Below are 19,699 nucleotides of genomic sequence, written 5' to 3' on the forward strand. Positions count from 1 at the left end.
GTCCGCCACCAGGGACCATCTAGGTACGAAACTGGGTAAGGCTTTTGCCTTGAATGGAATAATCGGGAGACCGCCGTGGACCGCCTACAGTCGATGCAGATCTATGCCCGCGTCGTCGAGATGCAGAGCTTCAGCCGGGCCGCCGAAAGCCTCTCACTGCCACCCTCGCGTGTCACTCGCGCGGTCAAGGCGCTGGAAGCCTTCCTCGGCGTACGCCTGCTCCAGCGCACCACGCGCCATATCAGCCTGACGCCCGATGGCGTGCTCTACTACGACAACTGCCGACGCCTGCTCGCGGATATCGAAGCGGTGGAAGCCGGGTTTCCCGGTAGCGCAGGGCAACCCCGCGGCCGCCTGCGCGTGGATATGACCCTATCGCTGGCCCGGCTCGTCGTGCTCCCGCGCATCAAGGATTTCCAGGCCCGGTTCCCCGATGTCGAGCTGATCCTTACCGTGGCCGATCGTACCGTCGAGCTGGTGCAGGAAGGCATCGATTGCGTGATTCGTGCGGGTATCCCTGAAGACTCCCCTACCCTGGTGGCCAGACAGATCGGTGCGTTCGAGTGGGTCACCTGCGCATCACCCGACTACCTGGCCTGCCGTGGCACACCAACCACCCTGGAAGACCTTGCCGACCACGATGCCGTGGGCTATCTCTCCAGCCGCACAGCGCGCACGCTCGACTGGAACTTCATCGTCGACGGTGAAAGCCGCTCGATCCGCATGCGCGAGCGCCTCGTCGTCAACGACACCGACGCGTATGTCGCCAGCGCGCTCGAAGGCCTCGGTTTGATCCGCGCAGGCACTTACATGGTGCGCGACCACCTACGCAGTGGCCGCCTTCGCCAGGTGCTTGATCGCTTCGTCGCCCCACCGGCGCCTCTATCGGTGATCTATCCGAAGAATCGCCACCTCTCGCCGACGGTGCGCGCGTTCGTCGATTGGGTGGCATCGGTGGTGGGTGAGGCGTCGGGCGGCTGGTGATCTACTTCATTACTTTCTTTTGATCGAAGGAACGCCTGCCCCGGGTGATTCGTTCAGCGCGTGCAATTCCTCATCGGCACATTCGTCCCCTCGCGACTTCGCCACACCGAGCCAGTAGCGGGCCCAGCGCCAATTTCCCCGATTGCGATAGCTGATGCCGAGGTTATAAGCCCCCTCCGGACTACCACGACCTATGGCGCGCAGATACAACTTCCGCGCTTTTTCGAAGTCGGCCGTTACGCCATCGCCGTCATCGTAAATATTCCCGAGATTGACCTGTGCCTCCAGGCTCCCGAGGTCGGCCGCCTGATGGAAAAGCTCAATGGATCTGGACCGCTCCCCCGCCTCGAAAAGTTCGCACGCCTCTTCGAGAAGCTTCCAGCCAAGTTCTTCCCCTTTCTCATCTCGCATGACGATCTTCCTTGTGGCCCTGACCCCATTCTATACAGTTGTCGCGCCTCGCTGCCTCACCGACGCGAGCTCGCGGCATAGCTTCCCCAGCAGGCAGGCGTCACGAACGAGAAAGAAAAAAAAGGGCCAGGTCACCCCGGCCCCAACGGGTTCAACAGGCATGTCGCTCGGAACGTTAGGGCGCCAGCACCCAGCTCACTTGCTGCACCACCGGGGGGAGTGGCAGCAACCAGCCGCCTGCAGGGAAGCCATACTCGTACGTCACGCTATCCTGCATGGCGAACGAGTGCATCGGCTGTGCCTGGCAGACCACATCCCTGTCTGGCATGACTCCGTGACTCAGGTAGGCAAACTCCGTGTTGTTGGTGCACGGGTTGTCGTCGTACATCACGGCATGCGTGGCGGCGTTGTTCACCAGCACCATGCGTACGTCGTTGCCATTGAAGAGCCGATCCTTGAACGCCTCGGAATACGGCGTCGACGGATCGAATTCGTTCTGCACCATCAGGCCATGCACCGAGGTGCTCGCTTCCAGCCCACGATCGATCGCCGGCTTCCACGGCCAGCCCTGGCAGTTGTCGATCAGGGTGGAAGCACCGATCGCCCAGTACGAGCGCACATCCGAGATCTTCTGCGGAATGCTGCGCGGGTCGGTGGAGCCCGAGTCGTTGCACTGCAGGGCGTACTGCATGGGGTTGAAGCTGGGAAGCGTGCGCGGGTCGGCGAAGACCGCCGCTGCCATCTGTTCGGCGGCGGCAATATGCGCCGGGTCGCCATCCAGCGCCTGCGACATCGCACTCAACGACGGTGCCACCAGCAGATCCCAGAACACCCACATGCCCGTACCGTCCATTGCGGCAAGCGCCTGGTCGGGCGTGACGGTGCCCATGCGGTGCTCCGAGGTCGCCTTGTAGATCTTCTGGAACGTGGTCATCACCTGCTTCGGCGTGGTGCCCATGTGGAACTGGTCATCGTGCCGGGAGATGAAGGGAATCAGCGCCTGCTGCACGTTCAGCTGGTCCATGGCGATGCGCGTCACCGCCTGCTTCTGCCAGTCGAGGTGCACCCAGTTCATGTTGCTGTCGATCACCACGCGATCGAAGGTGTTCGGGAACATGCGCGTGGCATAGGCCACGAGGCTGCTGCCGCTCGATACGCCGAACAGATCGGCCTTTTTGAAGCCCAGCACGGCGCGCACCAGGTTCAGGTCGCGCACGTGGTTCGGGGTGGTGATGCCCTTGAGGAAGGCCGCGTGCTGCTTCAGGCACGCGCTCATCGACTGGTTCCACCACGCCTGCTGCGCTCGCACGCTGGCCACGGTGGGGTTGCGGCTATCGCCGTCCATGAAGTTCTCGGCACCACTGCGCGGGGCGTAGTCGCAGCTCACCTGAGTGCCCGTACCGTCGGTGATGCCGCGCAGGTCGACACCGACCACGAGGTGATCGACTTCCACCTGCGGGTGCAGCTGCTCCAACAGTTCGGCTTGTGACGCACTCGAGTTATCCGGACCGCCGGCGTTCACCAGCAGCAGCCGGGTATACGGCGGGGAGTTCAGCGGCCGGGAGATGCCGATGGTGATATCGCCCTGGCGCGGGTCGTCCCAGTCAACGGGGACGGTCACGAGTGCGCACTGGATGGTGCTGCCGTCGGTGAAGAGCGAGGGCGGGCAGGCACCCCAGGTCGGCTGCTGGTGGTAGTACCGGGCATAGGCCGGGTCACTACTGTGGTCGTCGATACCGTGGGCGCTGGCCAGCCCCGCACACAGCAGCCCACCCACCATCACCACCAGTCTGCGAGCAGACGATGTAAGACAAGTCATCTTGGATATTTCCCTGGTCGGCCCGGCACGGGCGGTCGCGGCGGCCGGTGCCGCGTGACCCGCGTCCTGCCTGCCATGGCATGATCATCTTCAGGGCAGGGGGAGTCGTAAATGACCGGTCGCGGGCTTTTTCGATGTAACCACTTCGAACCGCACCGGGGATGACGCGTGTTGCAGTCGCAGGGAAACGAGCCAATGTATCTCCGGGTCGCCGAGGCGATCCGGCGGGATATCGATTCGGGGCGGTTCCAGGTGGGCGCAGGCCTGCCGGGTAGTCGCTCTATGGCGGTAGCGCTGGGGGTATCGCGCACCGTGGTGCTCATGGCTTACGAGCAGCTCGAAGGCGAGGGCTACCTCGAATCGCGCACGGGCAGCGGCACTTATGTGAGCGCGCGCCTTGAGGTGGCTGCCACGGACGTGCCGCGCGGGGTCGAAGAACAGGACGCGCCGGGCACGCTGCGGCTGTCCCGGCTCGCGGGGCGGCTGGTGTTGCCGCCAGCTCCGGAGCGCACCGCCTTTAGCGAGGAAAGCGACGTCATCGACCTCGCGCAGCCACGCGTGAAGTCCGACCCGCGCAGCCTCAAGGCATGGAAACAAAACCTGACGGCCCTGCTCCGTCGCCGTGATACGCCTGACTTCCCGGAGTTACAGGGCGCGATGGCCCTGCGCCGGGCGGTGGCGGGCTACCTCAGCGTCGAGCGCGGTATCGAGGCCGATCCGGACGACATCCTGATCGTCAGCGGTGCACAGCAGGCGCGCGACCTCATCGCCCGGGTGTTGCTCGACGAGGGCGACCGTGTCGGCGTGGAGGAGCCGTGCCACTGGAGTGTGCGGCACACCTTCGAGGCGGTGGGTGCACGCGTGGTGTCGTGCGAGGTGGGGTCGAACGGCATGGACATCGCCCGACATGCAGACGCGCTGACGGGCGCGCGCGTGCTCAACGTGTCGCCGTCCTTCCAGTTTCCCACCGGTGTCGTCATGGGCGATGAGCAACGCCGGGCGCTTCTGCAATGGGCGTACGCGAACGATGCCTGTGTGGTCGAGGACGATTTCGATTGCGAGCACCGTTTTGGCGTGCGCACGTCGCCGTCGCTGTGGTCGCTGGATAAGCACGAGCGAGTGATCCACGTCAGCAGCTTCGCGCGTTCCATGTTCCCCGCATTGCAGCTGGGCTTCATGCTCGTGCCCCGCTCCCTGCGCGAAACCTTTCTTGCCGTGAAGTGGCTGGCCGATCGCGGCAGCATCTCGATGCAGCAACACGTTCTTGCGGCCTGCATCCACAGCGGCCAGTTCCTGCGCGACCTGCGCCGTATCGCCCACGGCCTGGCACCACGCCACCGGGCGCTGCATACCGCGCTGACTTCGCGGCTGGGCGATGCCATGGCGGTGACCGGCAGCGTGGCGGGCGGCTCGCTTTTCGTAAGCCTCCCCGCCCTGCCGCGCACGGCCACGGGTGCATTGCTGGCCGAAGCGCTGGCCCGCGGCGTACGCATCCGCTCGGCCGAGCGCTTCCACCGGACACCCCCCGATCACGTGACCCTGCTGCTCAGCTATGCCGGCATGTCTGAGACGAGTCTCAAGCGCGCTGGTACGCGACTTGCCGATGCCTACGCGGCCGTGGCGGCCCGATTAGACGCCCACCCAACGACTAGATAGAATGCGAATCATTCCTATCTAGTCATCCGGGCGCCATGTTAGTCCCCTTCCTCATCATGCTGCGCGAGGGCATCGAAGCCGCCCTCATCGTCGGCATCATCGCCAGCTACCTCCAGCAGAGCGGCCGCCAGGCCATGATGCCGGCTGTGTGGGTGGGCGTGTTGCTGGCTGTCGCCCTCTCGCTGTTCGCCGGTGCCGGCCTGCAGATCATGGCCGCCGAGTTCCCGCAGAAGCAGCAGGAGTTCTTCGAGGCCATCGTGGGTCTGATCGCCGTCGCCTTGCTAACCTCCATGGTGTTCTGGATGCGGAAGACCGCGCACCGGATCAAGGGTGAACTCCAGTCCGGGGTTGAGAAGGCGCTGAGCCACGGCGATGGCCAGGGCTGGGCGCTCATCGGCATGGTGTTCCTGGCCGTAGCGCGCGAAGGCCTGGAGTCGGTGTTCTTCCTGCTCGCCATCTTCCAGCAGAGCAGTGGCTGGGAAGCGCCGGTGGGTGCGCTCGGCGGTGTCGCGGTGGCCGTGGCGGTGGGTTACGGCATTTATTCCGGCGGCGTGCGCCTGAACCTGCGCCGGTTCTTCCGGCTTACGGGCCTCTTCATCCTGCTCGTAGCGGCGGGCCTGCTGGCTGGGTCGCTGCGCCGCTTCCACGAAGCGGGCGTGTGGAACCACCTGCAGCAGGTCGTCTTCGATACCAGCGGCACGTTGCCGGTAGATAGCCCGCTCGGCGCGGTGCTTTCCGGCCTGCTGGGTTACCAGGAGGCGCCCGTTACCGGCGAAGTAGGTTTGTATCTCATCTTCCTCGTCGTGACCGTCTACTTCTTCCTGCGCCCCGCGGCGCCCCAACGCTAACCCAGGGGGTCGCGTGTCTAACGCTCCATCACCCGTTGTCATGCGCGTCGCCCTCGGGGTGTCGGTGCTTCTCGTTGCTGCCGGCTTCGGTGCGTTCTGGTGGGCGTCGCATGTGGCGCGCCAGGCGCCAGCACCCACGGGCGACCAGCAGGTCACCGTCACCATCCAGGGCAATACCTGCCAGCCGAATGAGATCACCGTGCCGGCGGGCAAGACGGTGTTCAACATCGTCAATCAGTCCAACCGCGCGCTCGAGTGGGAAATCCTCGATGGCGTAATGGTGGTCGAGGAGCGCGAGAACATCGCGCCCGGTTTCACCCAGACGATGACGGTGAAGCTTCAGCCCGGCGATTTCGATATCACCTGCGGCTTGCTGAGCAACCCGCGCGGCAAGCTGCACGTCACGCCCTCTGCGGCATCGCAGGCGGAAGCCGCTCGTCCATCGTTGACGGCGTATGTCGGTGCGCTCGCTGAGTACCGCGTGTTCCTCGTGACGGAAGCGGGAACCTTGCAGGATGCATCGCAGGCGCTGGCGGATGCGATCAAGGCTGGCGATCTGGCGAAAGCGCGCGCGGCATTCCCCGCTGCGCAGCAGTCGTACAAGCGCATCGAGCCGATGGCCGATCTGTTCGCCGACCTGGATACCCGCCTGGATGCGCGACCGGAATACTTCGAGAAGCGTGAGGCCGATCCGGCGTTCCGCGGGTTCTATCGCGTGGCGTCGGCGTTGTTTGGTGCGAACGCGGCGCAAGGTGATGTGCACGCTCTGGCGCCGGTGGCCGACGAGCTTCTCACCGACGTCGATGCATTGGCGAAGCGCATCAACACACTGCAGGTGCCGCCGGAGCGACTGGCCAGCGCAGATGCGCGCCTGCTGGGCCGTATCGCGGACCATCTGCAGACCGGCGAGGACGCTTACGCGGCCGTCGAACTCTCCAACCTGCAAGGCACGCTGGACGGTTCGAAGAAGATCATCGACCTGCTTGACCCATTGCTCGCCAAGTCGTCGCCGCCGACCAAAGCACTGGTCGATCGCGCGTTCACCGCGACCTCGACGGCGTTGGATCCGTATCGCGATGGCGACGGCTTCAAGCCCGCGCCGTTGACGTCCGACCAGCGCAAGGCACTTGGCGGCAACGTGCGTGGACTCGCTGATGCCATGGCGAAGGTCAACGCCGGGCTCGGGCTGGAGTAACCACCATGAAAGACATGTCCCCACCGCCAGAGTCCCCGGGGCGCCGCCGCCTGCTCGGTACGCTCGGCGTAGCGGGTGCTGCGTTGGCCGGCGGCGCTGCGGCCAGCCCGTTCAGTGCCGGCGCTGCTTCAACGGCCAAGGCGCACGTTACCGATGCGCCCGTCAGCACGCACACGCACGACCACGTGCCCTACCTCGGTGCACACCAGGCGGGTATCACCACGCCTCGCCCGAGTGCCGGCATGGTGGCGTCGTTCTACGTCCTCGCGGATAACCGCGAAGACCTCGAGCGGCTGTTCCGCATCCTCACTCGCCGTATCGCCTTTCTTACCCAGGGTGGCAAGGAAGAGGTCGCTGACCCGAAGCTTCCGCCGCCGAGCTCGGGCCTGCTTGGTCCGGTCGTGCAGCCGGATGCGCTGGCGATCACGGTGTCGGTCGGCAACTCGCTGTTCGATGACCGCTACGGCTTCGCTTCGTTGAAGCCGCGCCATCTTCAACAGATGAAGGGCCATCCGAACGACGCGCTGGATGCATCGCTCTGCCACGGTGACCTGTCGATCCAGTTCTGCGCGAACACGCCTGATACCAACATCAACGCGCTGCGCGACATCATCAAGAACACGCCCGACCTGCTCGTGCTGCAGTGGAAGCAGGAAGGCAGCGTGCCGCCCATCCCTGCCGAGAAGGGCAAGCCCGCGGAGAGCGCGCGCAACTTCCTCGGTTTCCGCGATGGCTCAGCCAATCCCGATGCCAGCGATGCGAAGCAGATGGACGCGGTCGTCTGGGTGGGCGAAGACCACGAGGAACCCGCGTGGGCGCGTGGCGGTTCGTACCAGGCCGTGCGGATCATCCGCAACTTCGTGGAACGCTGGGATCGCACGCCGCTGCAGGAACAGGAAACCATCATGGGCCGGCGCAAGGATTCCGGATCGCCGCTCGACAAGGTAGCCACCGAGCACGATGTACCGGATTACATGGCCGACGCGGAAGGCAAGCGCACGCCGATGACGGCACATATCCGCCTCGCCAATCCGCGCACGGCGGCCACCCAGGCCAACCTGATCCTGCGTCGGCCCTTCAACTACTCCAACGGCGTGACGAAGTCCGGCCAGCTGGAGATGGGCCTGCTCTTCATCTGCTACCAGGCCGACCTGGATAAGGGTTTCCTCACCGTGCAGAAGCGCCTCGATGGCGAGCCGCTGGAGGAATACATCAAGCCGATCGGCGGGGGTTTCTTCTTCACCCTGCCCGGCATTCGCGACCCGCAGGACTGGTTGGCCAGCGGTCTTTTCGCGCAGCAGACGCCAGCGCACGCTTAGGAACGTAGAACGACATGAAGCCTCACAACACGCGTAGCGTCTTTTCCCTCATCGCGGCCGCCGCCACCTTGTTCACCGCGAGCGCGAACGCGGCGGTCTCGCCGCTCGAACTCGTCGGCCCTGTCTCGGATTACAAGATCTACGTGATCCAGAACGTACGCCAGTTTGCCAAGGACACGCGCGTGTTCGTCGAGGCCGTGAACGCGGGCGACGTCGAAAAGGCGAAGCAGCTCTTTCCCGCTGCCCGCATGAGCTACGAGCGCATCGAGCCCGTCGCCGAACTCTTCAGCGACATGGATGCCTCGATCGACTCGCGCGCCGATGACCACGAGAAGGCCGAGAAGGACCCGGGCTTCGGCGGTTTCCACCGCATCGAGTATGCACTCTGGGTGCAGAACAGCACCAAGGACGTCGGCCCGGTCGCCGATAAGCTGCTGGCCGACGTGCTCGAACTACAGAAGCGCCTGGCCGGCCTGACCTTCCCGCCGGAGAAAGTGGTGGGCGGCGCGGCGGTGCTGATGGAAGAAGTCGCTGCCACGAAGATCGCTGGCGAGGAAGACCGCTACAGCCACACCGACCTGTGGGACTTCCAGGCCAACTTCGAAGGCGCGTACAAAATCGTCGACCTGCTGCGCCCGCTGATCGAACGCGAGGACAAGCCGTTCCTCGACAAGACCGAAGCCAACTTCAAGTCCGTCTTCGACACCCTGGCCCGCTACCGCACGCCCGATGGCGGCTTCCAGGACTACTCGAAGCTGAGCGACCGTGACCGGAAGATGCTGGCGGGTAAGGTCAATACGCTGGCGGAAGACTTGTCGCGCCTTCGCGGGATGCTGGGGCTCAACTAACCCCAGGCGTTGGCAGGGGGGGCGATATTCGCCCCCGAAGCAAGAGTATTTTCGGGATTCGTGCGTTTATCGGAAAGGATGCGCCGGGCACACTAGGCCCATTCACGATTCCAAGGATCTCTCCATGTCTTCTGCAGCCAGCCACGGCCAGCGCGGCGCCGGGCTTCCCTTGCTCGCCCTGGCGATCGGTGCCTTCGGCATCGGCACCACGGAATTTGCCCCGATGGGCATGCTCCCAAACATCGCCGAGGGCGTGGGCGTTACGATTCCCACGGCCGGTTTGCTCGTTTCCGCCTATGCGGCGGGCGTGATGGTCGGTGCCCCGTTCATGACCCTGTTCCTGGCCCGCTGGCCGCGGCGCCGGGCCCTGATGGTGCTGATGTCGCTGTTCGTCATCGGCAACGTCCTCTCGGCCATCGCCCCCAACTACCTGAGCCTGGTCGGTGCACGCCTGGTCACCAGCCTTAACCACGGCGCGTTCTTCGGCCTGGGTTCGCTGGTCGCGGCCAGCCTGGTGCCACGCGAGAAGCAAGCCAGCGCGGTGGCAACGATGTTCATGGGTCTGACCCTGGCCAACGTGGGTGGTGTGCCTGCCGCGACGTGGCTGAGCCAGACGATTGGCTGGCGTGAATCGTTCGCCGCCATTTCGGCCCTTGGCCTGATCGCGATTGCCTCTCTGGGCTTTGCCCTGCCGGCCGGTGCGAAGGGTGATGCGCCTGATGTCCGTTCCGAACTGCGCGAGCTGGTGCGCCCGCCGGTGCTGCTGGGCATTGCTGCCACGATCCTCGGCGCGGGTGCGATGTTCACCATGTACACCTACGTGAACCCGCTGCTTACCGCCCTGACCCACGCCTCGCCGGCGTTCATCACCTCGATGCTGGTGTTGGTCGGCGTCGGCTTCACCATCGGTAACTCGGTGGGCGGCAAGCTGGCTGACTGGTCGGTGGAAGGCGCGCTGGTGATCGTGCTGCTTTCGCTCGCTGCAATCATGTTCGCGTTCCCGTGGCTGGCTACGACCACCTGGGGTGCGGGCGTCGCACTGACGGTTTGGGGCGCTGCCTCGTTCGCGATCGTCCCGCCGATGCAGACCTGGGTGATGCGTGCCGCCGCGGGTGCGCCGGGCCTCGCTTCGTCGGTGAACATTGGTGCGTTCAACATGGGCAACGCGCTTGGTGCGGCGCTCGGTGGCGCGGTCCTCGGCGCGGGCATGAGCTACACCGTGCTGCCGATCGCTGGTGCGGCGCTGGCCCTGGTCTCGCTGCTGCTGGTGCTGGGCAATGGCTACCTGGCGCGGAAGACGGCCGTGGAAGCACAGGCCTGCGCTTGATGCCAGCCGCTAGAAAGTAGAGCGGACGGACGCGGGCGCCTTACCCAAGGCGTCCGTTGTCGTCCAGGCGCCATCCACCTGCTCGACACGCAAGCGAACCGGTACGCCCTGGCGGCGGTGAAGATCACCCGCCAGGTCCAGGGCAAAGCCAATGGCTTCTTCCTGCGAAGCAAATGCGCCGACGCGGTGGCGCTCCTGAAGCACGGCATACGGCTGCCGGCTGCCATCGGCCTGGGGCAGATAGAGGCTGATCGTGTTTCCGAGGTCTCGCGCTTCCACGGGCCTTCTCCTCCTTCCGCTGCCTGCCCCACATAAAGCAGGGGGACCCCGCACGAAGCGGAGTCCCCCTGGCGTCCGACCGGGCGCAACCCGAAGGCCGCCTCGTCGTGCCCACGTAGCCTCGCTTGGGCGATGTCGGCAAAACGCGAAAAGCCGTCAGCGGCCTTACAGCAGGCGAATCCCGAACGGCTTCACGGCCAGCGCGAACGCGCCGAAGCAGACAATGGTCAGCAAGGCGCTGATGGCCATGGCGGGCCAGAATCCCCAGCGATGCAGCAGCCAGGGGAACGCCAGGAACATCGGCAGGGTCGGCACCACGTACCAGAACGTGTACCAGGCGTGGTTGGCGATCTTTTCCGTGGGCTGCTTTTCGATGTACAGCCACGTGAGCGCCAGCAAGGTCACCAGCGGGAGCGATGCCAGCAATGCGCCGAGGCGGTCGCTTCGCTTGGCCAACTCCGAAACGGCCACGACCACGGCGGCGGTGATCAGGTACTTGGTGATGATCCAGGGCATGGGCTAATGGCTGTTCGCTTTGGACGAAGATGCAGGAGCGCGATCGCTGCTGGTGTAGATGAACCACAAGGCGATCAGTAGAAGGACCGCGGCGGCGACACGGTTCATCGAGAGCGGAATGGCGGTATTACCGAGCCAGCCGAGCGTATCAATGATGATGGACATCGCCAATTGGCCGAGGATCACCGCCACCGTGGCGATCGACGCACCGATGCGCTGCACGGCGAAGCCCATGGTCAGCACGTAGATCAGGCCGAGAAATGAGCCGGTGAGCTGCCATTTCGGGACGTCGAGCAGGCTGACCGCGTGCGGGGGCTCGATGAAGATCACCAGGACCCCACTCACGAGCGTACCGACGAGGAAGGTGATGAAGGTGGCCCGGAGGGCGCCTTGCGTCGCCGCGAGCCGGCCATTGACGGCCGCCTGCACGCTAAGAAATGCACCGCCGAGGACGGCAAGAATCACCATGACTATCGTGAGCATCAGTGGCCACCTGCGATCAGGACGAGGGAAGCGGCCACGCAGGCCAGGGCGATGACGCGACGACGGTTCACCGGGCGCCGTTCAGCGCCGAACCAGCCGTAGTGATCGATCAGGAGGCTCTTCGCCACCTGCCCCGCGAGTACGCCGGTCATCAGGAGGGTGATGCCGATGATGGGCGTGGCGATCGTCAGGATGATCACGTAGGCCGGGCCCCAGACACCGCCGGTGAGCTGCCAGCCGGGTGCCGAGAGGAACGGGGTTGGGTTGCGCGGGCCCCAGAACAGGACCAGCAGATAGGTAAGGGCCGCTTCGATACCGAAGAGCGACAGGCTGGCCCAGTAATGGCCGACCTGCTCACCCAGTGGGCCAAGGATGCCAGCCTCCACGGACAGGCCCATGCCGGCCAGGATGACCAGCAGGATAGAGAGCAATTTCACGACAGGATCCGCCTAAGGGCATTGGAAAGGACGGGAGACTACGCGCGGACCCTTGTTCGAAAAACGGAAAAGACCGCACAATTCCTGTGCAGGATTTGCACAGGGCTAGCCGGTGTCGTTGAATCTCCGCTCGATCCAGCTCTATCTCGACGTGCTCGACCTCGGCAATTTCTCCGAGGTGGCGCGGCGCGAGGGCATGTCGCCATCGTCGGTGTCGCGGATCATCCATCAGCTGGAGACGGAGCTCGGTACGCAGCTCCTTTACCGGAATACCCGGGCCATCATTCCGACCGAAGCGGGCCGCCACTACGGCGAGAGTTTCCGCCGGGTGGTCGCCGAGCTCGATGAATCGCGCCAGCAGTTGAGGGATCGCGAGGACGTGCCCGGCGGGCTCGTGCGCATCAATGCACCGGTGGTCTTCGGCCAGAAACACATCGCACCGTGGCTTTCGGAGCTGTTCGCGCGCTATCCGCAGTTACAGGTCGACCTGGTCCAGACCGACGACTTCATCGATCCGCTGACGGATGCCGCGGACATTCTTTTCCGCATCGGACCGCTTGCAGACTCGGGCTTTCACGCACGCATCGTCGACCGCCCTGCGTACCACCTGGTCGCGACGCAGGGGTACATCGACCGTTTCGGTGCGCCCGCGTCGCCGCGCGATCTTCTGCAACACAACTGCCTGGTCTACAAGGGCGTCATTGGCGCGCAGAAGGCCTGGTTCCGCCGGCCCGGCGGTAAGGCGGAGATGCTGTCGCTCAGTGGTTCGCTGACCTCGAACAATGCCGAAACACTATTGAATGCGGCTCTCGGCGGCGCGGGCATCATCATGATGCCCGACTGGCAGGTGGGCGAACTGCTGCGGCAGGGCCGCTTCGTCAAACTGCTTCCCGACTACCTGCTATCGCCCAGCCAGGACGAACAGGTGCTGGCCATGCTCTATCCGCACTCGCGCTACCTGCCGCTCAACGTGCGAACGGTGCTCGATTTCTTCGTGGAGAAGTTCGGCGAGCCGCCGTACTGGAAGTACGCCTAAGTTGTCCCGCTCGCCACAAATCTGGCGCCGCTGGCCCAGCTAGCGCCTACACTCGCCAGCCATGAACCCGACCGACAAAGCCCCGGTGGCACCGTTTCGCGCTGGCACGCTAGCCGCGCTGTGGGTCACGTTCTGGCTCCTGATGGTCTGCGCTTCCATGCAGGATGCCCTGCGCAACCCGCGGTTCGCCTGGTGGGAGCCGGGGCTTTGGGAGGGTAGCTCGGCGCTGGTAGCGTCGGGCTGGATGTGGCTGGCCGTGAGGGTTCGGGGACGTTACGCGCCCTTTCTAGACCAGCCGCTGGCGTGGTTCGGGCGCTACCTGCGTTGGTTTCCGCTTGTCGCCGTCACGTTCGTCGTAGCGGTCTACGCGATCCGCCTTGGCGTTTACGCGGCGGCCGGGCGGAACTACGAGCATCCTGGCTGGGTCTTCGTGCTCGCCTACGAGAGTGTGAAGCTGGCCCTGTTCGCGGGGCTCTGGCTCGGCATCCTGTTCGGCATGGATTCGTACGCGCAGTGGCAGCTCCAGCGCCATCGCCTGTTGCAGGCACAACGCGCGCTGGCCGAGGCGCAGCTTGCGCATCTGCAAGGCCAACTGCGGCCGCACTTCCTTTTCAACGCCTTGAACACGGTGTCGTCGCTGATGCATACCGATGTGCGCCGCGCCGATCATCTCGTGGCGACACTGGGCGACCTCCTGCGGATCAGCCTGCGCACGGCGGGCAACGCGACGACGCCCTTCGCCGAAGAGATACGTACCTTGCAGCTCTACGCCGAGGTCATGCGCGAACGCTTCCGCGACCGCGTGACGCTGGATTGGCGTATCGACCCCGCGGTGGGCGATACGCCTGTGCCTGCGTTGCTCCTGCAGCCCCTGCTCGAGAACGTCTTCAAACACGGCGTCGAACGGACGACGGGTGCGGTGCACGTCACGGTGGCGGCTACGGCTGAAGGCGAAACGCTGGCGATCAGGATTCACCACTCAGGGGCGCTCCTCGCGTTCGGGCATCAGGATGGCCTCGGCCTGGGCAACTGCCGGGACAGGCTCCGCATCCTTTACGGAGACGCGGCATCCCTCGCCATTCGCGATGAGGACGGCGGCGTGGCGACCTACGTCTCCCTGCCGCGTCACGGACGTGACTCGTGATGCGCGTCGTCATCGCCGACGACGAAGCGCCAGCCCGGGAGAAACTCGGGCGCTGGCTCCTTGAGGAGGCGGATATCCAACTGGTGGCTTCTTCTGAGGATGGCCTGTCCGCAGCGGAAGCCGTCGCACGGCTCCAACCAGATGTCGTGTTTCTCGATGTACAAATGCCCGCGCTGTCGGGGCTGGAAGTCGCGGCGCAGATGGAGCCTTCAACGGCACCGCTCATCGTGTTCGTCACGGCCTTTGACGAGCATGCGGTGAAGGCCTTCGAACTGAACGCCGTCGATTACCTGCTGAAGCCGTACGATCGCGAGCGGCTGATGCGCACGCTCGCACGCGTACGTGAGCGCATCGCAGGGCACGAATCCGGTGCGAAGGCCGTGGCGGCTAGCCGCTCAAGCGCGCCTTCATGCGATCGTCTTCTGGTCCCGGACGGCGAACGACTTCACCTCATCGACGCCAGCACGGTGGAATGGCTCGAAGCCGACGACAACTACGTCCATGTGCACACGCCATCGCGCCGTTACCTTCTTCGACGGACCTTGCAAGATCTCCTTACGCAGCTCGGCGAAGAGCGGTTCGTGCGCATCCACCGCTCGTCAGCCGTGAACCTGCAGGCCATTGGCTCGCTAACGCCGCTGTTCAAGGGCGACTACGAACTGCATCTGCGCAACGGCCACACCCTGCGGCTTAGCCGCCGCTACCGGGATGCGTTCTTCGCCCGCATGGGCCGCTAGCGTCCGAGTCGCCCCGCCGCAGATCCCGTTCGCCCCATTTCCGCTGCAGCCACGACGTAGCGCACGCAGGATCGGCCCATCCACCAAGCGTGAGGGTCGAACCATGCCTGCTATCGATGAAGCGCACGAGCGCTACGACTTCCTGGATTGGCTACGCGTCATCGCCATCTTCGTGCTGTTCTTCTTCCACACGGGGATGATCTTCGTGGGCTGGGGCTGGCACGTCACCAACAACGAGACGATCCCTGCCCTGGCGTGGCCCATGGATATCGCGCACAGGTTGCGCATGCCGCTGCTGTTTGTGATTGCGGGCGCAGGCATGGCGTTCGCCCTTCGGCGGCGGAGTGCGGGTCAGTTTGCGCGGGAGCGCACGGTCAAGCTGCTTATCCCATTGGTCATCGGCATGTTCCTTATCGTGCCGCCGCAGATCTATTTCGAGCGCCTTCTCGCGGGCCAGTGGCATGGTGGGTACCTCGCGTTCTATGCGACTCGCGTGCTGCAGTTCCGGCCTTATCCGGCGGGCGATTTCAGCTGGCACCATCTGTGGTTTATCGCTTACCTCTACATTTACGTGTTGCTGCTCTTGCCGCTCATGCTTTGGTGGAAGCGCGTTACGTGGCGCCCGACACCCGGCCCCTGGCTGTTCTTGCTCGGCATACCGCTGGGTATCAACGAGGCCTGCCTGAAATCGGTGTTTCCTGAAGCGCACACGCTGGTCAATGACTGGTACATCTTCAATCACTACCTCCTGCTTACCACCTACGGCTATCTACTGGCCTCGATGCCCGGCGCATGGAAGTGGTTTGCCGATGTGCGCCGTTGGTCGCTTGGTGCCGGTAGCGCGGTGCTCGGCTTCCTCATCTGGGCACTCATCGCCGGCGTCGTGCCGCATGATTCGGTGGCTGACCACGTGGGCGCTAACGTATTCACCTGGCTTTGGATGATGGTGTTCTTGGGCTACGGCTATCGGTATCTCTCGTTCGCGAATCCGTTGCTCGCATGGGCGAGGGATGCGAGCTATCCGGTTTATATCCTGCACCAGACCGTGATCGTGGCGATGGGCTATGTCGTGATCCAGGAGCCGTGGAGTCCGTGGACCAAGTACGTCACGGTGCTCCTGAGCAGCATGGCGATCTGCGTTTTCCTTTATGCGGCGATCGTGCGCCGGTGGTCCTTCCTGCGCTTTGCATTCGGCATGAAGGTGAGCGCGCAACGCCAGCCCTCTTCTACGGCGCTGCCCTCAGGCTCAGCGGTCGATGATATTCACTAGGCCATAACAACCTGAACGGAGGGGCTAAAGGGCCTTTCCCAAATTCACTTTCCCGCAAGGAATCCGAAGGCATGCTCAGCTCGGCAGAACCCCGGCCCAGTGCCTCGTACGGAGATAAACCCCATGCGCCATTCCGCCCTGTTGCTGGCCGCTTCGCTCGGCCTTGCTCTTACCTTCCAGGCGTCCGCTTCCGACCGGCCCGATCCGGGCAAGCTGACGACCAAATGCCTGGATGCCGCGGCGAAGAAGTTTGATGTGAAAAACGATTACATCCAGTTGCAGCCGATCGCGGCTGCGGATTCGGGTTATTCGATCGCCGGCGTGGCTGATGCCGGTATGGACGGCAAGAAGAACTTCACTTGCCAGTTCGACAAGAAGGGCAAGCTGGCCAATCTGGTTCAGGAAGCCAAATAACCTGTAGGAGCGCGCTTGCGCGCGATGTGCTTGCGGGGGGCTTGCCGCCTGCCGGCGGATCGCGCGCAAGCGCGCTCCTACATGGGTGCTGTTACCCGGCACATCGGTGGTTTAGCCGCCGATGCGCACGATGATCTTGCCGCGGGCGTGACCTGTGGCGAGTTTCTCTAGCGCGGCGCGGGCGTCGGCGAGGTCGAAGATCGCGTCGGTGATGACCTGCAGCTTGCCTCGTTGGAACTGGGCGATGGCGTCGGCGAGATATGGCGTTGCCGTGGAAAAGAACACGGCGCTGCCTTCGTGGCCATCGCGGGCCTTGATCGAGAAATCCGCCAGCGTCGCGATGCGGCCCTTCGGGCCAAGCACGGACCACGACTTCTCCAGCGTCTCGCCGCCGAACGTGTCGAGCACCACGTCGATATTTTCCAGGCGGGTGAAGTCGTCGAGGCGGTAGTCGAGCACCTCGTGTGCACCCAGTTCCCTGACGAGCGCGTGGTTGCGTTCGGATGCCGTGGCGATGATGTGCGCACCCGCCAGCGCCGCTATCTGTACGGCCATGGTGCCTACGCCGCCTGCGCCGCCGTGAATCAATACGCGCTCGCCGTGCTGCAGCTTCGCCACATCGGTGAGGGCCTGTTTCGCGGTGCCGTACGTTGTCGGTAGTGACGCGGCCTGTTCGAAGCTCATCTCCGGAGGGATGCGCCGAACATCGGTGGCGGGCAGGCGCACCTGCTCGGCTAGCGCGCCGCCTGCGGTGGGCGCGGTGCGACCGAACACGCGGTCGCCCACATTGACCTCCGTGACGCCTTCACCGACGGCTTGGACGATGCCGCTGAAGTCCGAGCCTGGGGTGTAAGGCAGGTCGATGGGGAAGACCTGCTGCATGTAGCCGGCGATGATCTTCAGGTCGAGGGGGTTGAGGGCGGCCGCTTTGATGCTGATTACGACTTCGCCTGGGGCGGGCATCGGGGGTTCGATGTCGGTGACGGTGACTGTTTCCGGGCCGCCGTAGGTTTGGATTTGGGTGGCTTTCATCGTGCGGGAGTTCTTGGGGGGATTCGCGAAAGATGTCGCCCACAGGGTGGGCTCCTACGGGTCTGCGCTTTAGATGGCCGGGAACTGGCCTAGCTGCATGAAGAGGGCGAACCAGTCTTCCATGTGCCAGGTGGTGGTGAGTTTCTGGTCCTTGAGGACGTGGAATTCGTGCAGGCGGAAGCTCACCGCTTTGCCGGTCGCCGGGATGCCGAAGATCTCGCCCTGGTGAGTGCCCGTGATCTCGGCGCGGACGCCGACCTTGCCGGGCTCCTGGACCATGTCGTGGATGGTGATGTTCACATCCGGGAAGGCCTGGACGAAGCCGCGGATGATGTCCTTGATGCCTTGCGGGCCAGCGGCTTGGCCAGGGGCGAGCGGGATGTCATCCCAGGTCGGGGTCAGCACCGCGTCGACGAGGTCAGGGTTCTTTTCACTGAAGGCGCGATAGAGGGTTTCAACGGCCTGGCGCTCGGCGAGCAGGCGGGTCTGGAGGTCGTTCTGGGTGGGGCTCATGGGAGGTCCATCGGTGTGGGGTGGTTGATGGAGCTCATTCTCGGAAGCGCCATGGCATCCGTCCAACAGATACGCGATATACCGTAATATCCATTTCATGGATTTTCATGGCATCGACCTCAACCTCCTGGCCGCCTTCGACGCGCTGATGCGCGAGCGCAATGTCACGCGCGCGGCGGCCGAAGTCGGGGTGAGCCAGCCCGCCATGAGCGCCGCCCTGGCGCGGCTGCGCAAACTGGCAGGTGACCCGCTGTTCCACCGCAGCGCTGCAGGCCTCTTGCCCACGGCACGTGCCCGCGATCTCGCGGGGCCGATTGCCGAGGCACTCGAGCGGATCCGCACCGTGCTGGTGGAGGACACGGCGTTCGATCCCGCAGCGGCAACGCAGACGTTCAAGCTCGGCCTGCCCGACTACCCGGCGTTCGTGCTGCTGCCCGCGATCACCCTGGCGTTGCGCGAGAGCGCGCCTGGCGCGAATCTCTCCGTCCACTCGTTCACCGGCCGCGATGAGGCCGTGGATAGGCTGGACGCAGGCGCCATCGATCTCGCGATCGGTGTGCTGCCGTCGCAGGCCGATCGGCGCTTCCTTTCCCGGCCGGTGTTGCGCGATACGTTCGTCACCATCATCGCCAACGAGCATCCCGCTGCGCGGCGCGGTATGGATATGAAGACCTTCCTCTCGCTATCGCACGTGCTGGCTTCACCGGAAGGGGATGGCTTTGGCCTCGTCGATCAGGCGCTGGCCCAGCAAGGCAAGAAGCGCAAGCTCGCGCTCACCTTGCCGCAGATGTTCGTCGTGCCATCGGTCGTCGCGCGCACGGACATGACCGCGACCGTCATGCGCCGGGTGGTCACGGCCTCGCCCGCCGCGCGTACCATCGCGACGTTCCCGCCGCCGGTACCGCTACCCGAGATCACATTCCATGCGATCTGGCATCGCCGCAACGATGCGAATCCGGCGCAGGCGTGGTTTCGCGATCTTGTCGCTGCCGTCGCAGAGAAGGTATGACCATCGAAAGGGTACTGCGCGCGCGTTAGTGGCCAGCCGCGGCCTTCGCGGCATCCGCTTCCAGCTTGCCAATCTGCGCGGGCCCCAGCTTGCGCAGATCCGCGTACGCGGCATCGGTGAGGCCCTTGTCGCCGGTACCATCGCCGGAAACGTCGTAGGCGCCATCGCGGGGCAACAGGACGAACATAAAAGGCGCCGCCTTGCTGCCTGTCGCGGCGACCAGCACCACGGTCTTCCCGTCGGAACAGCTATGGGCGACCCAATCGGTTCCGCCGTAGCGGCGGGTCACGCCACCCTCGTTGCAGTCGAGCTTGGGGCGTTCCTGGGCCTGGACTCCCAGAGCCACGCACGCCATGCCTATCGCAACGAACACCTGCCGCACGCATCGGTTCATGGCCGCCTCCGGGAGTCGCGTCGATCCT

The 19,699-nt window shown here is 64.6% G+C and carries 22 protein-coding genes; 13 read left to right on the forward strand and 9 right to left on the reverse strand.

Translation table 11 applies throughout. From position 1 onward, the window contains the following. Window positions 1-75: 75 nt before the first annotated feature. Window positions 76-984, forward strand: coding sequence for a LysR family transcriptional regulator (locus L2Y96_RS21825; RefSeq protein ID WP_247330474.1), 909 nt, complete (start codon window positions 76-78; stop codon window positions 982-984). Between the two features lie 9 nt (window positions 985-993). Here the strand turns inward: L2Y96_RS21825 and L2Y96_RS21830 are convergent, their stop codons facing one another. Beyond that, window positions 994-1,395, reverse strand: a complete 402-nt coding sequence (locus L2Y96_RS21830; protein ID WP_247330485.1) for a tetratricopeptide repeat protein — start codon at window positions 1,393-1,395, stop codon at window positions 994-996. Window positions 1,396-1,570: 175 nt separating this feature from the next. Next, a complete protein-coding gene (locus L2Y96_RS21835; protein WP_247330487.1) occupies window positions 1,571-3,214 on the reverse strand; it encodes an alpha/beta fold hydrolase in 1,644 nt (547 codons plus the stop codon). Between the two features lie 195 nt (window positions 3,215-3,409). Here L2Y96_RS21835 and pdxR point away from each other — a divergent pair, with 195 nt between their 5' ends. The 6 genes from pdxR to L2Y96_RS21865 all read left to right on the forward strand — a co-directional run bounded on the left by pdxR (window position 3,410) and on the right by L2Y96_RS21865 (window position 10,407). Beyond that, window positions 3,410-4,870 carry a MocR-like pyridoxine biosynthesis transcription factor PdxR gene (pdxR, locus tag L2Y96_RS21840; RefSeq protein WP_247330489.1) on the forward strand — a complete coding sequence of 487 codons (1,461 nt, stop codon included), beginning with the start codon at window positions 3,410-3,412 and terminating at the stop codon, window positions 4,868-4,870. Between the two features lie 35 nt (window positions 4,871-4,905). Beyond that, a complete protein-coding gene (gene efeU, locus L2Y96_RS21845; RefSeq protein WP_247330490.1) occupies window positions 4,906-5,718 on the forward strand; it encodes an iron uptake transporter permease EfeU in 813 nt (270 codons plus the stop codon). 13 nt (window positions 5,719-5,731) lie between these two features. Continuing rightward, window positions 5,732-6,913 (forward strand): iron uptake system protein EfeO, encoded by a 1,182-nt coding sequence (efeO, locus tag L2Y96_RS21850; protein WP_247330492.1) that lies wholly within the window; start codon window positions 5,732-5,734, stop codon window positions 6,911-6,913. A gap of 5 nt (window positions 6,914-6,918) precedes the next feature. Beyond that, on the forward strand, window positions 6,919-8,232 hold the full coding sequence (efeB, locus tag L2Y96_RS21855) for an iron uptake transporter deferrochelatase/peroxidase subunit (protein WP_247330494.1): 1,314 nt from the start codon (window positions 6,919-6,921) through the stop codon (window positions 8,230-8,232). A 14-nt stretch (window positions 8,233-8,246) separates the two neighbouring features. Next, window positions 8,247-9,080 carry an iron uptake system protein EfeO gene (efeO, locus tag L2Y96_RS21860; protein ID WP_247330496.1) on the forward strand — a complete coding sequence of 278 codons (834 nt, stop codon included), beginning with the start codon at window positions 8,247-8,249 and terminating at the stop codon, window positions 9,078-9,080. A 124-nt stretch (window positions 9,081-9,204) separates the two neighbouring features. Beyond that, the gene (locus L2Y96_RS21865; RefSeq protein WP_247330498.1) at window positions 9,205-10,407 is read left to right on the forward strand and encodes an MFS transporter; all 1,203 of its coding nucleotides are present in this window, start codon (window positions 9,205-9,207) and stop codon (window positions 10,405-10,407) included. A gap of 9 nt (window positions 10,408-10,416) precedes the next feature. Here the strand turns inward: L2Y96_RS21865 and L2Y96_RS21870 are convergent, their stop codons facing one another. From L2Y96_RS21870 to L2Y96_RS21885, 4 genes are all read right to left on the reverse strand, one after another. Next, complete coding sequence (locus L2Y96_RS21870; protein ID WP_247330499.1) at window positions 10,417-10,686, reverse strand: hypothetical protein; 270 nt, start codon at window positions 10,684-10,686, stop codon at window positions 10,417-10,419. 165 nt (window positions 10,687-10,851) lie between these two features. Then, window positions 10,852-11,202 carry a DUF3147 family protein gene (locus L2Y96_RS21875; protein WP_247330502.1) on the reverse strand — a complete coding sequence of 117 codons (351 nt, stop codon included), beginning with the start codon at window positions 11,200-11,202 and terminating at the stop codon, window positions 10,852-10,854. A 3-nt stretch (window positions 11,203-11,205) separates the two neighbouring features. Further along, window positions 11,206-11,685 carry a DMT family transporter gene (locus tag L2Y96_RS21880; protein ID WP_247330504.1) on the reverse strand — a complete coding sequence of 160 codons (480 nt, stop codon included), beginning with the start codon at window positions 11,683-11,685 and terminating at the stop codon, window positions 11,206-11,208. Continuing rightward, window positions 11,685-12,122 (reverse strand): DMT family transporter, encoded by a 438-nt coding sequence (locus L2Y96_RS21885; protein ID WP_247330506.1) that lies wholly within the window; start codon window positions 12,120-12,122, stop codon window positions 11,685-11,687. Before L2Y96_RS21885 ends, L2Y96_RS21880 begins: the two co-directional genes overlap by 1 nt. Window positions 12,123-12,234: 112 nt before the next feature. Here L2Y96_RS21885 and L2Y96_RS21890 point away from each other — a divergent pair, with 112 nt between their 5' ends. The 5 genes from L2Y96_RS21890 (at window position 12,235) to L2Y96_RS21910 (ending at window position 16,723) form a co-directional block, all read left to right on the forward strand. Next, window positions 12,235-13,158 carry a LysR family transcriptional regulator gene (locus tag L2Y96_RS21890; protein ID WP_247330508.1) on the forward strand — a complete coding sequence of 308 codons (924 nt, stop codon included), beginning with the start codon at window positions 12,235-12,237 and terminating at the stop codon, window positions 13,156-13,158. 61 nt (window positions 13,159-13,219) lie between these two features. Continuing rightward, a complete protein-coding gene (locus L2Y96_RS21895; protein WP_247330510.1) occupies window positions 13,220-14,302 on the forward strand; it encodes a sensor histidine kinase in 1,083 nt (360 codons plus the stop codon). Further along, window positions 14,302-15,039 (forward strand): LytR/AlgR family response regulator transcription factor, encoded by a 738-nt coding sequence (locus L2Y96_RS21900; protein WP_247337194.1) that lies wholly within the window; start codon window positions 14,302-14,304, stop codon window positions 15,037-15,039. The genes L2Y96_RS21895 and L2Y96_RS21900 overlap by 1 nt, the downstream gene beginning before the upstream one ends. 103 nt (window positions 15,040-15,142) lie before the next feature. After that, window positions 15,143-16,309 carry an acyltransferase family protein gene (locus tag L2Y96_RS21905; RefSeq protein ID WP_247330512.1) on the forward strand — a complete coding sequence of 389 codons (1,167 nt, stop codon included), beginning with the start codon at window positions 15,143-15,145 and terminating at the stop codon, window positions 16,307-16,309. 123 nt (window positions 16,310-16,432) lie between these two features. Continuing rightward, window positions 16,433-16,723, forward strand: a complete 291-nt coding sequence (locus L2Y96_RS21910) for a hypothetical protein (protein WP_247330513.1) — start codon at window positions 16,433-16,435, stop codon at window positions 16,721-16,723. Between the two features lie 111 nt (window positions 16,724-16,834). On the opposite strand, the gene L2Y96_RS21915 is transcribed toward L2Y96_RS21910, so the two are convergent. Both L2Y96_RS21915 and L2Y96_RS21920 read right to left on the reverse strand, forming a co-directional pair. Continuing rightward, complete coding sequence (locus tag L2Y96_RS21915) at window positions 16,835-17,755, reverse strand: NADP-dependent oxidoreductase (RefSeq protein WP_247330515.1); 921 nt, start codon at window positions 17,753-17,755, stop codon at window positions 16,835-16,837. A 69-nt stretch (window positions 17,756-17,824) separates the two neighbouring features. Next, window positions 17,825-18,268 (reverse strand): ester cyclase, encoded by a 444-nt coding sequence (locus tag L2Y96_RS21920; RefSeq protein WP_247330517.1) that lies wholly within the window; start codon window positions 18,266-18,268, stop codon window positions 17,825-17,827. A 97-nt stretch (window positions 18,269-18,365) separates the two neighbouring features. Here L2Y96_RS21920 and L2Y96_RS21925 point away from each other — a divergent pair, with 97 nt between their 5' ends. Then, window positions 18,366-19,277, forward strand: coding sequence for a LysR family transcriptional regulator (locus L2Y96_RS21925; RefSeq protein ID WP_247330518.1), 912 nt, complete (start codon window positions 18,366-18,368; stop codon window positions 19,275-19,277). Window positions 19,278-19,302: 25 nt separating this feature from the next. On the opposite strand, the gene L2Y96_RS21930 is transcribed toward L2Y96_RS21925, so the two are convergent. After that, a complete protein-coding gene (locus L2Y96_RS21930) occupies window positions 19,303-19,671 on the reverse strand; it encodes a hypothetical protein (protein ID WP_247330520.1) in 369 nt (122 codons plus the stop codon). Window positions 19,672-19,699: the final 28 nt, after the last annotated feature.

This window comes from Luteibacter aegosomaticola (genome assembly GCF_023078475.1).
In the GTDB taxonomy this organism is placed as follows: domain Bacteria; phylum Pseudomonadota; class Gammaproteobacteria; order Xanthomonadales; family Rhodanobacteraceae; genus Luteibacter; species Luteibacter aegosomaticola.

What these genes read in the sequence shown, in the direction of transcription:
- L2Y96_RS21925 (WP_247330518.1), top strand. Translation starts at nt 18,366, where the DNA reads ATGGATTTTCATGGCATCGACCTCAACCTCCTGGCCGCCTTCGACGCG.
- efeO (WP_247330496.1), top strand. Translation starts at nt 8,247, where the DNA reads ATGAAGCCTCACAACACGCGTAGCGTCTTTTCCCTCATCGCGGCCGCC.
- efeU (WP_247330490.1), top strand. Translation starts at nt 4,906, where the DNA reads ATGTTAGTCCCCTTCCTCATCATGCTGCGCGAGGGCATCGAAGCCGCC.
- efeB (WP_247330494.1), top strand. Translation starts at nt 6,919, where the DNA reads ATGAAAGACATGTCCCCACCGCCAGAGTCCCCGGGGCGCCGCCGCCTG.
- L2Y96_RS21865 (WP_247330498.1), top strand. Translation starts at nt 9,205, where the DNA reads ATGTCTTCTGCAGCCAGCCACGGCCAGCGCGGCGCCGGGCTTCCCTTG.
- L2Y96_RS21830 (WP_247330485.1), bottom strand. Translation starts at nt 1,395, where the DNA reads ATGCGAGATGAGAAAGGGGAAGAACTTGGCTGGAAGCTTCTCGAAGAG.
- pdxR (WP_247330489.1), top strand. Translation starts at nt 3,410, where the DNA reads ATGTATCTCCGGGTCGCCGAGGCGATCCGGCGGGATATCGATTCGGGG.
- L2Y96_RS21880 (WP_247330504.1), bottom strand. Translation starts at nt 11,685, where the DNA reads ATGCTCACGATAGTCATGGTGATTCTTGCCGTCCTCGGCGGTGCATTT.
- L2Y96_RS21835 (WP_247330487.1), bottom strand. Translation starts at nt 3,214, where the DNA reads ATGACTTGTCTTACATCGTCTGCTCGCAGACTGGTGGTGATGGTGGGT.
- L2Y96_RS21900 (WP_247337194.1), top strand. Translation starts at nt 14,302, where the DNA reads ATGCGCGTCGTCATCGCCGACGACGAAGCGCCAGCCCGGGAGAAACTC.
- L2Y96_RS21930 (WP_247330520.1), bottom strand. Translation starts at nt 19,671, where the DNA reads ATGAACCGATGCGTGCGGCAGGTGTTCGTTGCGATAGGCATGGCGTGC.
- L2Y96_RS21910 (WP_247330513.1), top strand. Translation starts at nt 16,433, where the DNA reads ATGCGCCATTCCGCCCTGTTGCTGGCCGCTTCGCTCGGCCTTGCTCTT.
- L2Y96_RS21920 (WP_247330517.1), bottom strand. Translation starts at nt 18,268, where the DNA reads ATGAGCCCCACCCAGAACGACCTCCAGACCCGCCTGCTCGCCGAGCGC.
- L2Y96_RS21895 (WP_247330510.1), top strand. Translation starts at nt 13,220, where the DNA reads ATGAACCCGACCGACAAAGCCCCGGTGGCACCGTTTCGCGCTGGCACG.
- L2Y96_RS21915 (WP_247330515.1), bottom strand. Translation starts at nt 17,755, where the DNA reads ATGAAAGCCACCCAAATCCAAACCTACGGCGGCCCGGAAACAGTCACC.
- L2Y96_RS21905 (WP_247330512.1), top strand. Translation starts at nt 15,143, where the DNA reads ATGCCTGCTATCGATGAAGCGCACGAGCGCTACGACTTCCTGGATTGG.
- L2Y96_RS21875 (WP_247330502.1), bottom strand. Translation starts at nt 11,202, where the DNA reads ATGCCCTGGATCATCACCAAGTACCTGATCACCGCCGCCGTGGTCGTG.